Genomic DNA, 15,818 nt, shown 5'->3' with positions numbered 1-15,818 from the left:
GCGGTGCGGGAACGGCACCGGGTGCCCGCACGGCGGCCCGGCCGGTACGGGAGCGGCACCGCCCGCACCCCACCTCTCCCTCACGAAAGGCACCCCATTGACCACCCTCACCCGCCGCGCCCTCCCGCCGGTCGCACTCGCCCTGGCCGGCGTGCTCGCGCTCTCCGCCTGCGGTTCCTCGGACGACGACGCCCCCGGCTCCGGCTCCGCCAAGACGCACACCGTCAAGACCGCGATGGGCGACGTCGAGGTCCCCGTGGCCCCGAAGCGCGTCGTGGTCCTCGACACCGGCGAGCTGGACTCCGCGCTCAGCCTCGGCGTGCGGCCCGTCGGCGCGACGCACTCGGCGTCGGAGGACGGCTTCCCCGCGTATCTGCCCGCGGACCGGACGAAGGGCATCAAGGAGGTCGGCGAGATCGCCAACCCCAACCTGGAGACCGTCGCCTCGCTGAAGCCGGACCTGATCCTCACCAGCAAGGTCCGTGACGGCGACCGCTACGACCAGCTCAAGGCGATCGCCCCGACCGTGATGACCGAGTCCACCGGGTCCGCCTGGAAGCAGAACTTCCAGCTGCACGCGGAGGCGCTCGGCAAGCAGGCCGAGGCGAAGAAGGTGGTCGCCGCGTACGACGCCCACGTCGCGAAGGTCACCGAGGCGATCGGCGGGAAGGCGAAGGCCGCCGCCACGGAGGTCAACTTCGTCCGCTTCGTCGAGGGTGCCGACATCCGGATCTACGGCAAGCAGAACTACATCGGCTCGATCCTCGCCGACCTCGGCATGGGCCGCCCCGCGATCACCGACAAGGCCAAGGACGGCTTCTCGTACGACGTGTCCGCCGAGAAGATCGACCTCGCGGACGCGGACGTCATCTTCACGTCGACGTACGGGGACCCGGCGAAGGCGGGTACGACGAAGACCATGAACGGCGGTCTGTGGAAGGGGCTCAGGGCGTCGAAGACCGGAAAGGTCTTCAAGGTCGACGACCGGCTGTGGATCGCGGGCATCGGCTACACCGCCGCGGACGAGATCCTGGACGAGTTCCGGGCGAAGATGACCGGCTGACGGCCGAGCCCCCGCGCAACCCCGAGGACGGTGACCGGCCGACCACCAGGCCCCGGACACACCCCGGGAGCAGTGACCGGCCGACGGACCGCCGCCGGGCCGTCACCGCGTGACCCTCGCACCCGCCACCGGAGCCCGCGCACCCGTCGATGCCGCCCACGCACCCCTCACCGCGGCCCCCACGCACCCGTCGAGGCCGCCCACGCACCCCTCACCGCGGCCTCCACGCACCCGTCGACGCCGCCCGCGCAGTCCTCACCGCGGCCTCCGCGCTCGCCACACCAGGTAGAGCGCGGAGGCGAGGGCCGCCCCCCGCACCACCCACGGCCACATCTGGCCGAGCGCCTCTCCCATCTGTCCGTCGCCGATCGGCTCGCCCCACCGGCCGTCGATCCTGCCCCAGAGCCAGACGAGGGCCCCCGCCCCGACCACGCCCGGCAGCCCCATCGCCGCCCACTTCGCCTCGCGGCGGGACAACGTGCGCGAGCCGTACGCGAGCAGCCAGCCGACCGCCAGCGCCGGCCAGGACCCCAGCACCACCCCGGCGACCAGCAGTGCCGCGGCGAGCAGCAGCAGCGGGTGGGAGAACCGACGCCGTGACGCCCCCGCCCCCTCGCCGTCCTTCCCCCCGGCCTCGTCGCGCGGGGTCCGGCGGCGCAGCCCCGGGAGCCGACGGCGCCGTCGCGCCGCCTCGTCGGGACCGGTCTCGACAGCCTCGTCCTCGTCGGTGTCCGGCTGTTCGTCCTCCGCCGTGCGCGGGCGCGGAACGGTGCCCCCGGCCGACGGCGGCCGCATCATGTCCGGGACCTCGACGCCACCGGTGAACCCCGGCACGTCTACGCCCACTCCGAGCGGTTCCGCCTCGACCTGCCACCAGTCGGGTTCGTCGCCGGACGGTCCCAGTTCGTCGGAACCGGCCATGTGGGGTGGCAGGGCACCGCTCCCGGCGGCCGGTCCGGGCGTGCTCGGAACCCCCGCATCCGCCGGGTACTCGGGGCCCTCAGCACGCTCGGTACCGTCGGACCCCTCGTAGTCGCCGGGCCGTTCGGGACCGGCAGGGCGATCGGGACCGGCAGGGCGATCGGGACCGGCAGGGCGTTCGGGACCGGCAGGGCGTTCGGGACCGGCGAGGCGATCGGGACCGGCGGGGCGTCCCGTCCGCTCGTCCGCACCACCGCCCGCCCCCGCACCGGCACCCCTATCCGCATCCGGCGCGCCCTTGCCGGAACCGGACTTCCGCAGCAGCCCCTTGAGCGCCTCGCGCGGGACGGGCATGTCGCGCCGCTGCGGGGCGGCGCGTTCCGGCCGTCGCGGCGGCTCCACCGCTCCGGCGTCCTCTCCCGCCCGCACCCCCGACACGGCGGCCGCGGCAACCTGTTCGTCCGGCGTCCCGAGTCGCCCGATGATGCGGCGGACCGCCGCCGGGGTGTGGGCCGACTGCTCCTGCCGCTGCCGGTCGATCTCGCCCCGGAGCGTCGACACGAGCCTCATCCGCTCGGCCGAGGACAGTTGTTGCTGCTGGGCCAGGTCCCCGACCCGGCTCAGATAGTCGTAGACGAGCTGGTCGCTCTCGATCCCCACGCGCTGGTTCCCCTCTACCGCCCTGCACCGAAGGTAGCGCCCGTGCCCGTCCGGAGCGACCGCCCCTCGCAACGCGCCGCAAGCGCCCCACCCTCTCGAACCCACCGCAAGCCCCCCGCCCCTCGCAACGCGCCACAGGCGGCCGCGTCGTGGCGGGCGAGAGATCGGGGACGGCGCCGCCCCACGCGAACCCGTCCGGAGCGACCGCCCCCGAGAAGACCCGTCCGAAGCGGCTGCCCCGGGAAGGACACCGACTACGGTGGGACGGATGGGGATGACCACACCACCGCGGACGCTCGCCGAAGCCCTCCGCGCCCGGGACGACGAATCGCTGGCGGCACTGCTGCATGCCCGCCCCGATCTCCTCACCCCCGTGCCCAACGACATCACCCAGCTCGCCACCCGGGCCGGCACCCGTGCCTCCGTCATACGGGCGCTGGAACACCTCGACCGGTTCGCCCTGCAGACCGCCGAGGCACTCGCCGTGGCCCCCGACCCCGCCCCGTACGAGACGTTGCTCGGCCTGCTCACCGGCGACGGCCACGACGACGGCGCGCACCGCGACGACACGGACGGCGCGATCACGGACGCCCTGCCCGCGGCTCTGGACACGCTGCGCGAACAGGCCCTCGTCTGGGGCGAGGACGACCGGCTGCGGCTGGTGCGCACCGCGCGCGAACTGCTCGCCCCGTCGCCGCAACGCCCCTCCCCCACCGGTCTGGGCCCGACCGTCGCGGAGGCGACCGCCGGGATGTCGCCGGGCCGCCTCCAGGAGATCCTGACGGCCGCCGGACTGCCCGCCACCCACGACCCGGTCTCCGCCGTGGCGTCCCTGACCGGGCTGTTCACCGACCGGACCGCGATGGCCGAACTGCTGGACTCCGCCCCCGCCGAGGCGCTGTCCGTACTGGACCGGCTGGTGTGGGGTCCGCCGTACGGGGAAGTGACCCCGAACCCCGCCCCGCCCGTGCGATGGCTGCGCGACCGGGGGCTGCTGCTGCCGGTGTCGGCGCGCACCGTGGTGCTGCCCCGGGAGGCCGCCCTGCATCTGCGGGCCGGACGCGCCCACCGGGTGCCGGAGCCGCTGCCGCCCGTCCTCGACGTGCTCGCGGAACGCGATCCACAGGCTGTGGACGGCGCCGCGGCCGGCCAGGCGCTCCTCGCGGTGACGACCGTCGAGGAGCTGCTGAAGGGCTGGAACGGCGGCGGCCCCGCGACACTGCGGGCCGGTGGCATCGGTGTCCGCGACCTGAAGCGGACCGCTGTCGCCCTCGACGTCCCCGAACCGGTCGCCGCGTTCTGGACCGAACTCGCCCACGCCGCCGGACTGGTGGCCTCCGACGGCGCGGCCGACGAACGGTACGCGCCGACGCCCGCCTACGACGAGTGGGCCGAACTCCCCGCCGAGGAACGGTGGGCGAGCCTCGCCACCGCCTGGCTGGCCGCCACCCGCACCTCCGGTCTGGTCGGCGGGCAGGACGCCAAGGGGCGGGTGATGTCCGTCCTCGGCCCCGGCCTCGACCGATCCGCCGCGCCCGAGGTGCGCCACCGGGTCCTCGCCCTCCTCGCCGCCCTGGAACCGGGCACCGTCCCCACCCCGGAGAGCCTGCTCGCCCGGCTCCGCTGGGAGCGCCCGCTGCGCAGCGCCTCCGCCGCCGCACCGGGAGCGGACGCGTCGGGGCCGTACGCCTCCGCCGGGGACACGGCGGATCTGCGGTCCCGGATCGCCCTGTGGACGCTGAGCGAGTCGGAACTCCTCGGCATCACCGGCCGCGGCGCCCTCGCCGCGCACACCCGCGCCCTGCTCGACTCCGGACCCGCCGAGGCCGCCGCCCGGCTCGCGCCGCTGATCCCGGAACCGCTGGACCACGTCCTGCTCCAGGCCGACCTGACGGCCGTCGCACCCGGGCCGCTGGAACGCCCCCTTGCCGAGATGCTCTCCGTGCTCGCGGACATCGAGTCGAAGGGCGGCGCCACGGTCTATCGCTTCACGCCCGGGTCCGTGCGCCGCGCCCTGGACGCCGGGCAGTCGGCGGCCGACCTGCACGCGTTTCTCGCCGCGCACAGCCGCACGCCCGTCCCGCAGCCGCTCAGCTACCTCATCGACGACGTGGCCCGCCGCCACGGCCACCTGCGGATCGGCGCCGCCTCGTCGTACGTGCGCTGCGACGACGAGGCCGTGCTGAACGAGATCCTCGCCGACCGGCGCGCGGCCGGCCTGCGCCTGCGCCGCCTGGCCCCCACGGTCCTGGCCGCCCAGGTCGACCCGGCGTCCCTGCTCGAAGGGCTGCGCGAGATGGGGTACGCGCCCGCAGCCGAGTCCGCCGAGGGCGACGTCCTGATCACCCGGGCGGGCGCCCACCGCACCCCGCCCCGCACACCCCCCGCCCCCGTGCCCGAGGGCCCGCCGGTCCCCGACGCCACCCTGCTCGGCGCGGCGATCCGGGCGATCCGGGCCGGTGACGCCGCCGCCACCGTCGCCCGCAAGGACCCCGACCACGGCTCCGCCGACTCCCCCGCCCCGCCCGGCGCCCTGCCCCGGACCTCCGCCGCCGAGACCCTCGCCACCGTCCAGGCCGCGGCGATGACCGGCACGGTGCTCTGGATCGGTTACGTCAACGCGGACGGCGCGGCCAGCCAGCACGTCATCGCCCCGGTGAAGGTCGAGGGCGGTTTCGTCACGGCCTACGACCACACCGCGGACGGCGTCCGCACCTACCCGCTGCACCGCATCACGGGCGTCGCGGAACTCGCGGACGACGCCACGCCGTGACCGGGCGGGCCGAGCGGCCCGAACCGGGTTCCCCGACGACCGGAAAGCCGTTCACCGCCCCGGGCCGATCCGGGATGACCGGTGAGGGCGGCCGGACACGGCGGCCGGGGACCCGCCCCGATCTGTTTTGTATCTCGAAGTACAGAACATGCTACGGTTCCTCGCATGGGTAGACCACGCGCATTCGACGAGACCGCGGTGCTCGATGCCGCGGCGGGCGAGTTCCGGGTGCACGGGTTCGCCGACACCTCGACCGAGCAGCTCTGCGAAGCAGCGGGTGTGCGGCGCAGCAGCCTCTACAACACCTTCATCTCCAAGGACGAGCTCTTCGTGCGCTCGCTGGAGCACTACGCCCGCACGATCCGAGAGCTCCAGGTGACGATCCTCACCGATGCCGAAGTCCGCGGCGCCCAGCGGCTCCGGACACTGATCGACGTCGTCGTCGGCGAGGAACACGCTGCCGCCGAGGCCGGACATGCGGCCGGCTGCATGGTCGTGCACAGTTTCATGAACCCCGACCTGCGCGAGCGAGATGAACGCATCGCGCGCATCCTCGAACGCGACCTGCGCGAGCGGACCTCCCTGCTGGCCGAGGCGATCCGCGCCGGGCAACTCGACGGAAGCGTCTCCCCGGACATCGATCCGGACGACGGCGCGCTGCTGGTCAGCACCGTCATCTCGGGCCTGCGGGTCACCGCGCAGGCCGGCGTGGACGCCGAGACGCTGCACCGGATCGCCCTCGCCGGACTTCACGGACTCCTGAACCAACACCCCGGGGGCAATAGGCCCGCCCCGTAGTCCCTGACGGGACAGCACCCAGCACCGCAACAGGCGACGTTCGCCCCGAACCCCGGCGCGGGGCTTTCGCGCGGCTTCGTTTTGGATTCTCAATCACAGAAAGAACAGGCATGACCTCGACAACCACGCACGCTTCGGCCAGGGCGATACCCCTCTCCGTCTACGTCCTCGCTGCGGGCATTTTCGCGATGGTGACGAGCGAGTTCGCGGTCGCCGGCCTCATGCCGCAACTGGCCGAGGGCCTCGGCACGGGGATCGAGCAGATCGGCTACCTGGTGACGATCTTCGCCGTCGCGATGACCGTCGGCGGACCGATCCTGACCATGTTCCTGCTGCGGGTACCGCCGAAGACCGCGCTGCTGGTGATCATCGCCGTCTTCCTCATCGGCAACGTCATCGCGGCGCTGGCGAGCTCCTACCCGGTCATGGTGGTCGCCCGGATCATCAGCGGTGTCGCCTCGCAGGCGTTCTTCGGCATCGCCGTGTCGATGTGCGCACAGCTGGTGGACGAGCGGATGCGCGGCCGCGCGAACGGCGTCGCGATGAACGGCCTGATGCTGGGCACCCTGCTCGGATTGCCACTGGCGACGTTCGTCGGCGGACGACTCGGCTGGCAGGCCGCCTTCTGGACCATCTCCCTGCTCACCCTGATCGCCGCGATCCTGACCGTCCTCTTCGTCCGGAACCCCGCGGAATCCGGCGCGGTCGAAGAAGCACCGGCATCGCCGCGTGATGAAATCGCGGTGCTCCGTCGGCCGCAGTTCCTGTTGGCGCTCGTCTCCAGCACCCTGATCATCGGGGCGACGTTCTCCGCGTTCAGCTTCTTCACGCCGATCCTGACCGAGGTCACCGGTTTCTCCGAGGGCCTGGTTCCGTTGCTGCTGCTCGCCTACGGTGCCGCGACGCTGGTCGGCAACATGGTCGTCGCCCGACTCGCCGACCGGCACACCATCTCGACACTGCTGATCGGCACCGGACTCAACGTGATCTTCCTCAGCGGGTTCGCACTCTTCACCGACGCCCCGCCGACGGCGCTGGCGTTCATGCTCGGCATCGGCCTGGTCGGCGTGACGATGAACCCCGCGATGGCCGTACGGGTGCAGCGAGCCGGCAGCACCACGCCACTGGTCAACACCGTCCACGCGTCGTTCATCACTCTCGGGGTCATCCTCGGCTCCGCCATCGGATCGGCCCTGATCCCGGCCCATGGGCTCCGCGCACCCGTCGTCCTCGGAATCGTGCTGGCCGCCCTCGCGATTCCGGCGATCCTGCCCGCTCTCGCCAGTTCGTACCTGCGCAGCGGCGACCGCGACGAGGCCGACGAGGCCGACGAGGCCGACGAGGCCGACGAGCACACCCTGTCGCCGGTGTGACGCCCCACCGCACGGGCCGCGGTCAGGCAGGGTCCATGTCGCGGAAGCGCGTGTACTTCTCCTCGCCCGTGGCGCCCTTGTTCCACTTGACGGTCAGCATGTCGCCGTTCTGGCTGAGATTGCCCACCCGGTCCTTGTCCTCGACCCGGGCCCCGTCCTGCCGGCACAGCAGCCCGACCTCCAGGAAGTCGCCGCTCTCGTCCTTCTGCCAGCGCCCCTTGCATTCGAGGCCGTGGCCGTCGCTGAGGATCGCGTTGATCCGGGCGGGCTCGTCGACGTACGCCTCGCCGAGCGCCAGCATGATGGAGTTCGGCCCCTTCCACACGGCCTGGAGACCGGTCCCGGTGGGCTCGGGAACGTACGGATTGCGGTCGGGAGTCTCCGACACCTCGGGCGGCGGCTGAACGGTCGGGAGCGACTCCTCGCCCCCGCTCCGGCCGGATGCCGAAGCACTCGGGCTCTCCTTCGCCACGGGCGACGCGTCATCGCCCCGGTCGACCACGAACCACACCCCGCCGGCCACCACGGCGAGCGCCACCACGGCCGCCGCCACGACGATCCCGGTACGCCGCTTCCCCGGGCCGGGCGCCTGCCCCGGCGGCACGGCCCCCGGGACCTGACCGGGCATCTGGCCGGGCATCTGGCCGGGGCCGCCGGGAAGGTGACCGTACTGCGGCGGGTGGCCCCCGTACGACGAAGGCTGCGCCCCGTATCCCGGTCCCGGCTGCGCACCGCCCGGCTGGGCCCCGTATCCCGGCTGGGCGTACGGGTTCCCGGCCACGGGCACACCGGGCGGCGGCGCCTGCGGCCGACCGTGACCGGGCTGCGGCGGCGTTGCCGGAGGGGCCGACGGCGGCGGGGGAGGCGAGGCGTGGCCGAACGGCTGCTGCGGCCGGTCACCGGGCTGCTGGGACACGTGGCTCCTCCCCCGAGGCCGACCGTCCGTCGGCGCACCGCCTCTTTGTACCAGCCGGCCGGTACCGGCCCCCCAGTACCGGCCACCTGTGCCCCGGCCTCCCGGTGGCCGCGCGGCCCCGGTGGCGCACGACTTACGCACCGCGCCCGCGCATGCGGCACACTGGACGATTGGCCAGTCCCGGCCGTCCACGGCCGTCCCCGCAGCAGAAAGGGCCGACACGCGTGACCGGACCCCTCATCGTCCAAAGCGACAAGACATTGCTCCTCGAGGTCGACCACGGCCTCGCCGACGCCTGCCGTCGCGCCATCGCGCCGTTCGCCGAATTGGAGCGCGCGCCCGAGCACATCCACACCTACCGGCTGACGCCGCTCGGGCTGTGGAACGCGCGGGCCGCGGGGCACGACGCCGAGCAGGTAGTCGACGCACTCGTGCAGTACTCGCGCTACCCCGTTCCGCACGCGCTGCTCGTCGACATCGCCGAGACGATGGCCCGGTACGGCCGCCTCACCCTCTCCAAGCACCCGGTGCACGGCCTGGTGCTGACGTCCACCGACCGCCCGGTGCTGGAGGAGGTGCTCCGGTCGAAGAAGATCCAGCCACTGGTCGGGGCCCGGATCGACCCGGACACGGTCGCCGTGCACCCGTCGGAGCGCGGGCAGATCAAGCAGACGCTGCTGAAGCTGGGCTGGCCCGCCGAGGACCTCGCCGGCTACGTCGACGGCGAGGCGCACCCCATCGAGCTCGCCGAGGACGGCTGGGCACTGCGGCCGTACCAGGAACAGGCGGTCGAGGGGTTCTGGCACGGTGGGTCCGGGGTCGTGGTGCTGCCCTGCGGTGCGGGGAAGACGCTGGTCGGGGCGGGTGCGATGGCTCGGGCCAAGGCGACCACACTGATCCTGGTGACGAACACCGTCTCGGCCCGGCAGTGGAAGCACGAGCTGGTGAAGCGGACTTCGCTGACCGAGGACGAGATCGGCGAGTACAGCGGCACCCGCAAGGAGATCCGGCCCGTCACCATCGCCACGTACCAGGTGCTGACGACCCGCCGCAAGGGCGTCTACCCGCACCTGGAGCTGTTCGACTCCCGCGACTGGGGACTGGTGATCTACGACGAGGTGCACCTGCTGCCCGCGCCGGTGTTCAAGTTCACCGCCGATCTCCAGGCCCGGCGGCGGCTCGGGCTCACCGCGACGCTCGTGCGCGAGGACGGCCGTGAGTCGGACGTCTTCTCGCTGATCGGGCCGAAGCGGTTCGACGCCCCGTGGAAGGAGATCGAGGCACAGGGCTACATCGCGCCCGCCGACTGCGTCGAGGTGCGGGTCGATCTGACGGACTCGGAGCGCCTCGCGTACGCGACCGCGGAGACCGAGGAGAAGTACCGATTCTGCGCCACGACCGCGACGAAGCGGAAGGTGACCGAGGCGCTGGTGCACAAGCACAAGGGCGAACAGACCCTGGTCATCGGGCAGTACATCGACCAGCTCGACGAGTTGGGCGAGCATCTGGACGCCCCGGTGATCAAGGGCGAGACCAGCAACGCCCAGCGCGAGAAGCTGTTCGACGCGTTCCGCGAGGGCGAACTGAGCGTCCTCGTGGTGTCGAAGGTCGCGAACTTCTCGATCGACCTGCCGGAGGCGACCGTCGCCATCCAGGTGTCGGGGACGTTCGGTTCGCGGCAGGAGGAGGCACAGCGGCTCGGCCGGGTGCTGCGCCCGAAGGCCGACGGGCACGAGGCACGGTTCTACTCGGTGGTGGCCCGCGACACGATCGACCAGGACTTCGCGGCGCACCGCCAGCGGTTCCTGGCGGAGCAGGGGTACGCGTACCGGATCGTGGACGCGGATGAGCTGCTGAGCGGCGGCTGAGCCTCGTACGGCGTTCGCGCGGACGTCTGCGCGGACGCCCGACGGGGCGGATGTCCCACGGGTGCGGATGTTCAGCGAGTACGTATGTCCGGTGGGCGCGGACAGCTGGTGGGTGCGGACGTCTGGTGGGTGCGGACGTCTAGCGGGTGCGGGTGCGGACACCCGCCTCTTCGGCGTACTCGCCCATGACGATCACGCCGAACGCGGCGCGGGCGAAGACCTTGACGGCGCGCAGGGTGTCGCCGAAGCGGTGGTCGTGGGAGTGACCGGTGGCCGCGCTCGCGCCGTGCGCGGGGCCGGTCCTGCGGGGGTTCAGGGTGACGGTGCTCATGTATTCCATGGTGCTGCGGACGCCCCGCGGGGACATCGGCCCGCGGGCTGAACCGGCGGGAGGAGTTCGTACCCCTCGGGTCCCATGCGGTCCTCTTCACGACGGACCCGACCCCTACGGGACGGGGGGACGATGTCTCAGGGACGGGGGCCACGTCCCGGGGACGGGGCGGTATCCCGGGGACCACGTCCCGACGACCGCACGCTGGGGGCGACGTCCTGGGACCGCGACGTGGGGCACGTCCCGGGGCCCGTCCTGGGGGGCGGGACGTCCGCCTCGTCGCTCGTTGTTCGTTATTCGTTGGACCCGGGCCGGGCCGGTCGATACACTCGCCGGTCTGCCCGCCTCCCGCACCGTGGTACCGGCCGTCGCCGGCAGCCGGGGGAGCGCCGCCGACCGGACGGAAACCGGCCGACATCCGTACGCGCTTCCGCGTGCGTACCCGTGATCGATCCCCGAGCGGACCGTATCGCCCCGAGCCGTGACGGGGGCGGTGTACGGTCCGTCGTCCTGTGTTGAAAGCCGGAGGCAAGACCGTGCCCGCGCACGCACACGAAAGCGATCCCACCACCGATCCGCTGGCCCATGAGCGCGCCCATCTCGCCGCGTCCCGCTCGGCGTTGCGCGCCATGCGGGAGGACGTCCAGGCCCTCGACATCCGCGATGTCACCGCGAACTGGGTCAACGCGGCAGTTCTGCGGTCGCAGATCGACGAACGCATCAAGTCCCTCGCGGACCTCGCCCATACACCGCTCTTCTTCGGGCGCCTGGACTACCTGCACGCGGTGGGTGCCGACCGGGCCGAGGGCGCGGAGGGGGAACAGTTCTACATCGGGCGTCGGCACGTCCACGACGCCGACGGGGACCCGATGGTCATCGACTGGCGTGCGCCCGTCTCGCAGCCGTTCTACCGAGCGTCGAAGAAGGATCCGCAGGACGTCGGCAGGCGCCGCCGCTTCGGCTACACCGGCGGTGAGCTGACCGCGTACGAGGACGAGGACCTCACCGATCCGGCGGAGGCCGAGCGCACCAGCAAGCTCCTCCAGGCGGAGATCGAGCGGCCTCGCGTGGGCCCGATGCGGGACATCGTCGCGACCATCCAGCCCGAACAGGACGAGATCGTCCGCAGCGGGCTCGGCGGGACGGTGTGCGTGCAGGGAGGACCCGGTACCGGGAAGACGGCCGTCGGCCTGCACCGGGTCGCGTTCCTGCTGTACGCGCACCGCGAGCGGCTGGCCCGCACCGGAACGCTGGTCATCGGGCCGAACCGGTCCTTCCTCCACTACATCGAGCAGGTGCTGCCGGCCCTCGGCGAGCTGGAGGTGAAGCAGGCGACGGTCGACGACCTGGTGACGGCGGGCATCGAGGTGCGCGGTACGGACGCGGCGGACGCCGCCGTCGTCAAGGGCGACGCCAGGATGGCCGAGGTGCTGCGGAGGGCGATCCGTTCGCACGTGACGATGCCGACGGAGCCGGTCGTGGTGGTCCGCGGCTCGCGCCGCTGGCGGGTGCCCGCGTACGAGCTGGAGGAGATGGTCACCGAGCTGCTGGCGCGTGACATGCGGTACGGGGCCGCACACGAGGCACTTCCGCAGCGCATCGCGCACGCCGTGCTGGTCCGGATGGAGGAGGCGGGCGAGGCGCCCGACGACCGGGTGCAGAACGCGGTGGCCCGCAACCCGGCGGTGAAGGCGGCGGTGAAGGCGATCTGGCCGGCCATCGATCCGGCGAAGCTGGTGCTGCGGCTGCTGTCGGACGCGGAGTTCCTGGCCGCCCACGCGGACGGACTGCTCACCGAGGACGAGCAGAAGGCGGCGTTGTGGGCGAAGCCGGCCCGGAGCGTGAAGTCGGCGAAGTGGTCGGTGGCGGACGCGGTGCTGATCGACGAGGCGAGCGACCTGGTGGCGCGGACCCACTCGCTCGGCCATGTGGTGCTGGACGAGGCGCAGGACCTGTCGCCGATGCAGTACCGGGCGGTGGGCCGCCGCTGCACGACGGGCTCGGCGACGGTGCTGGGGGACCTCGCGCAGGGCACGACACCGTGGTCGACGGAGAGCTGGGCGCAGGCGCTCCACCATCTGGGCAAGCCGGACGCGGTGGTGGAGGAGTTGACGGCGGGCTTCCGTGTGCCGCGCGAGGTGATCGCGTACGCGTCGAGGCTGCTGCCGTCGATCTCGCCGGGGCTCGCGGCGGTGGAGTCGGTGCGTGAGTCGCCGGGTTCGCTGGAGGTGCGGCCGGTGGCCGGTCCGGAGGAGCTCGACGCGGCGGTGCTGGCGGCGTGCGAGGAGTCGCTCACCCGCGAGGGGTCGATCGGGCTGATCGCGGCCGACGCGCGCGTGCCGGCGCTGGCGGAGGCGCTGACGGCTGCGGGCCACTCGTATCTCTCCCCCGGTGAGGAGACGACGGCCGAGTCCCGGCTGACGCTGGTTCCGGCGTCGCTGGCGAAGGGCCTGGAGTACGACTACGTGGTGCTGGACGAGCCTGCCGCGGTGGTGGACGGCGAACCGGACGAGCGCACGGGGCTGCGTCGGTTGTACGTGGCGCTGACGCGTGCGGTGTCGGGGCTGACGGTGGTGCACGCGGCAGAGATGCCGGACGCGCTGGTGTAGGCGAGGACCGGCGGCGGGCGGCGGGATTCCGCGGGCGCGGCGCGGCTGCCCGGCCTGCTCGTACGGAGGCGCCACCGGAGCGGCGCGGCAGACAACGGACACGGGGATTCCGCCGGAGCGGCGCGGCGGGCAGCGGCCGACTCGTACGGAGGTACCGCCGGAGCGGCGCGGCGGGCAGCGGTCTCGCCCGCCGCGCCGTTCCGGCATGGATCACGAGCGGTTGGGAACGGGTGCGCGGCGGAGGCCGGTCAGGCGTCCAGCACCGTCCGCCACTCCCGTACCGCCGCCGCGTCCACCGGGCCCGACCAGCCGTGCGGGCGGGCCGCGCCGCCGATGTGCACCGCGTCGATGCCGGCGGCGAGCAGGTCCGGCAGGTGTTCCAGGCGGAGGCCGCCACCCACCAGGATCTGCGGTTCGTACCCGGGTTCGCCCTTGCGCGCCGCCTCGGCGACCAGGGTCGGAATGCCGTCGTCGACACCCTTCGGGGAGCCCGCCGTGAGGTAGGTGTCCAGGCCGGGCAGGTCGGCAAGTTGCTTGCGCAGGGCGTCCCGGTCGGCGGCCCGGTCGATCGCCCGGTGGAAGGTCCAGTGACAGCCGTCCAGTTCGGCGACGAGCCGTTCGACGGCCACCAGGTCCGGGCAGCCATCGGCATCGAGGAAGCCGAGGACGAACTCATCGGCGCCCGCCGCCCGCAGCTCGTGCGTCCTGGCCACGAGGACATCGACGTCACCGGCGGCGAAGCCGTCCGCCAGTCTGATCATCACCCGCAGCGGGATGTCCACCGCCGACCGGATTTCCGCGAAAGTCGCGCAGGACGGGGTCAGGCCGTCCGCCGCCATGTCGGTGACCAGCTCAAGCCGGTCCGCACCACCCGCCTGGGCAGCGACCGCGTCCTCCGCGTCGAGAGCGATCACCTCCAGGACTGCACGGTTGCTCATCGGATCCCAATCCTCCAGGAAGCGGCAATAGGTCTAGTCCAATGACCAGACTACGGGGCGAGCAACCGCATACGCAGCCGGAATGCGAAGCGAAGATGCGTGAGGTCACCCGCACCCACCCTCCGGACGCACACACTCCGGGCCCACTCGATCATTCCACCCTTGCGTTTTATAGGGGTGGGGGGTATACCTGAACCCACAAGTGATACCCCCCAGGGGTATGAAGGTCTCGTCAGGGAGGACATCGTGTCCGCGCACACCGCCACCACCGGAACCGGTTCCGGCACGGCCGCCGGCGCCACCGCAGAGGTCGAGCTCGCCATCGGCGGGATGACCTGCGCCTCCTGCGCGGCCCGCATCGAGAAGAAGCTCAACCGGATGGACGGTGTCGAGGCCACCGTCAACTATGCGACCGAGAAGGCGAAGGTCAGCTACCGGGGCGAGGACGTCTCGGTGCAGGACCTGATCGCCACCGTCGAGAAGACCGGGTACACCGCGCACGAGCCCGCTCCCCCGGCCCCCGCGGAGCACGGGGCGGCGGACGGAGGCGGCGAGGCCCCGGAGCCGGACGAGCTGCGGACCCTGCGGCAGCGCCTGACCACTGCCGTCGTGCTCGCCGTGCCGGTGATCGCCCTGTCGATGATCCCGGCGCTCCAGTTCGACTACTGGCAGTGGCTCGCCCTGACCCTGACGGCCCCCGTCGTCACGTATGCCGCCTGGCCGTTCCACCGGGCCGCCTGGACCAACGCCCGGCACGGGGCCGCGACCATGGACACGCTGATCTCGGTCGGCACCTCGGCCGCGTTCCTGTGGTCGGTGTGGGCGCTGTTCTTCGGCACCGCCGGGATGACCGGCATGACGCACCCCTTCGAGCTGACCATCGGCCGCAGCGACGGCGCCGGGAACATCTACCTGGAGGCCGCCGCCGGGGTGACCGCCTTCATCCTGGCCGGGCGCTACTTCGAGGCCCGTTCCAAGCGGAAGGCCGGTGCGGCCCTCAGGGCGCTGCTCGAACTCGGCGCCAAGGAAGTGACCGTGCTGCGCGGCGGCCGTGAGGAGACCGTGCCGACGGCCGAACTGCGGGTCGGGGACCGGTTCCTGGTCCGGCCCGGCGAGAAGATCGCCACCGACGGGACGGTCGTGGAGGGCGCGTCCGCCGTGGACGCGTCAATGCTGACCGGCGAGTCCGTTCCGGTGGAGGTCGGTCTCGGCGACTCGGTCACGGGCGCCACGCTCAACGCGGGCGGCCGGCTGGTCGTCGAGGCGACCCGGATCGGCGCCGACACCCAGCTCGCCCGGATGGCGAAGCTCGTCGAGGACGCGCAGAACGGCAAGGCGGCGGCCCAGCGCCTCGCCGACCGGATCTCCGCCGTCTTCGTCCCGGTCGTCATCGCACTCGCACTCGGCACGCTCGGCTTCTGGCTCGGCAACGGCGCGGGCCTGACGGCGGCGTTCACCGCCGCCGTGGCCGTTCTGATCATCGCCTGCCCCTGCGCCCTCGGCCTCGCCACCCCGACCGCCCTCATGGTCGGCACCGGACGCGGCGCCCAGCTCGGCATCCTCATCAA

General features: G+C 72.8%; 11 protein-coding genes. 7 read left to right on the top strand and 4 right to left on the bottom strand.

Annotated elements, in window-relative coordinates; all coding sequences use genetic code 11:
* Window positions 1–97 precede the first annotated feature (97 nt).
* On the top strand, window positions 98–1,063 hold the full coding sequence (locus ACFC79_RS08150; RefSeq protein ID WP_376236745.1) for an ABC transporter substrate-binding protein: 966 nt from the start codon (window positions 98–100) through the stop codon (window positions 1,061–1,063).
* A 255-nt stretch (window positions 1,064–1,318) separates the two neighbouring features.
* Here ACFC79_RS08150 and ACFC79_RS08145 read toward each other — a convergent pair whose 3' ends face one another.
* A complete protein-coding gene (locus ACFC79_RS08145) occupies window positions 1,319–2,644 on the bottom strand; it encodes a hypothetical protein (protein ID WP_376236743.1) in 1,326 nt (441 codons plus the stop codon).
* A gap of 268 nt (window positions 2,645–2,912) precedes the next feature.
* Here ACFC79_RS08145 and ACFC79_RS08140 point away from each other — a divergent pair, with 268 nt between their 5' ends.
* The 3 genes from ACFC79_RS08140 (at window position 2,913) to ACFC79_RS08130 (ending at window position 7,588) form a co-directional block, all read left to right on the top strand.
* The gene (locus tag ACFC79_RS08140) at window positions 2,913–5,417 is read left to right on the top strand and encodes a helicase C-terminal domain-containing protein (protein WP_376236741.1); all 2,505 of its coding nucleotides are present in this window, start codon (window positions 2,913–2,915) and stop codon (window positions 5,415–5,417) included.
* A 165-nt stretch (window positions 5,418–5,582) separates the two neighbouring features.
* Window positions 5,583–6,215 carry a TetR/AcrR family transcriptional regulator gene (locus ACFC79_RS08135; RefSeq protein ID WP_376236739.1) on the top strand — a complete coding sequence of 211 codons (633 nt, stop codon included), beginning with the start codon at window positions 5,583–5,585 and terminating at the stop codon, window positions 6,213–6,215.
* Window positions 6,216–6,325: 110 nt separating this feature from the next.
* The gene (locus ACFC79_RS08130) at window positions 6,326–7,588 is read left to right on the top strand and encodes an MFS transporter (protein ID WP_376236737.1); all 1,263 of its coding nucleotides are present in this window, start codon (window positions 6,326–6,328) and stop codon (window positions 7,586–7,588) included.
* A gap of 22 nt (window positions 7,589–7,610) precedes the next feature.
* On the opposite strand, the gene ACFC79_RS08125 is transcribed toward ACFC79_RS08130, so the two are convergent.
* Window positions 7,611–8,504 (bottom strand): hypothetical protein, encoded by an 894-nt coding sequence (locus tag ACFC79_RS08125; RefSeq protein ID WP_376236734.1) that lies wholly within the window; start codon window positions 8,502–8,504, stop codon window positions 7,611–7,613.
* A gap of 224 nt (window positions 8,505–8,728) precedes the next feature.
* Here ACFC79_RS08125 and ACFC79_RS08120 point away from each other — a divergent pair, with 224 nt between their 5' ends.
* Window positions 8,729–10,372, top strand: a complete 1,644-nt coding sequence (locus ACFC79_RS08120) for a DNA repair helicase XPB (RefSeq protein WP_376236732.1) — start codon at window positions 8,729–8,731, stop codon at window positions 10,370–10,372.
* Window positions 10,373–10,511: 139 nt separating this feature from the next.
* On the opposite strand, the gene ACFC79_RS08115 is transcribed toward ACFC79_RS08120, so the two are convergent.
* Window positions 10,512–10,703 (bottom strand): hypothetical protein, encoded by a 192-nt coding sequence (locus tag ACFC79_RS08115; RefSeq protein ID WP_376236729.1) that lies wholly within the window; start codon window positions 10,701–10,703, stop codon window positions 10,512–10,514.
* Between the two features lie 536 nt (window positions 10,704–11,239).
* On the opposite strand from ACFC79_RS08115, the gene ACFC79_RS08110 reads away from it, so the two are divergent.
* Window positions 11,240–13,312, top strand: coding sequence for a HelD family protein (locus ACFC79_RS08110; protein WP_376236726.1), 2,073 nt, complete (start codon window positions 11,240–11,242; stop codon window positions 13,310–13,312).
* A 248-nt stretch (window positions 13,313–13,560) separates the two neighbouring features.
* Here ACFC79_RS08110 and ACFC79_RS08105 read toward each other — a convergent pair whose 3' ends face one another.
* Window positions 13,561–14,250: a copper homeostasis protein CutC gene (locus tag ACFC79_RS08105; RefSeq protein WP_376236723.1), complete on the bottom strand. Its 690-nt coding sequence runs from the start codon at window positions 14,248–14,250 to the stop codon at window positions 13,561–13,563.
* Between the two features lie 246 nt (window positions 14,251–14,496).
* Between ACFC79_RS08105 and ACFC79_RS08100 the strand changes: the two genes are divergently transcribed.
* On the top strand, window positions 14,497–15,818 hold a 1,322-nt coding region (locus ACFC79_RS08100), incomplete at its 3' end, for a heavy metal translocating P-type ATPase (RefSeq protein WP_376236721.1).

This window comes from Streptomyces sp. NPDC056061 (assembly GCF_042266885.1).
Taxonomy (GTDB): domain Bacteria; phylum Actinomycetota; class Actinomycetes; order Streptomycetales; family Streptomycetaceae; genus Streptomyces.
Note: the sequence above shows the minus strand (reverse complement) of the source record. Positions and strands in the feature narration are given on the sequence as shown.

Excerpts from the sequence above, each read along its gene's own strand:
- ACFC79_RS08140 (WP_376236741.1), top strand. The coding sequence starts at position 2,913 with ATGGGGATGACCACACCACCGCGGACGCTCGCCGAAGCCCTCCGCGCC.
- ACFC79_RS08135 (WP_376236739.1), top strand. The coding sequence starts at position 5,583 with ATGGGTAGACCACGCGCATTCGACGAGACCGCGGTGCTCGATGCCGCG.
- ACFC79_RS08130 (WP_376236737.1), top strand. The coding sequence starts at position 6,326 with ATGACCTCGACAACCACGCACGCTTCGGCCAGGGCGATACCCCTCTCC.
- ACFC79_RS08115 (WP_376236729.1), bottom strand. The coding sequence starts at position 10,703 with ATGAGCACCGTCACCCTGAACCCCCGCAGGACCGGCCCCGCGCACGGC.
- ACFC79_RS08105 (WP_376236723.1), bottom strand. The coding sequence starts at position 14,250 with ATGAGCAACCGTGCAGTCCTGGAGGTGATCGCTCTCGACGCGGAGGAC.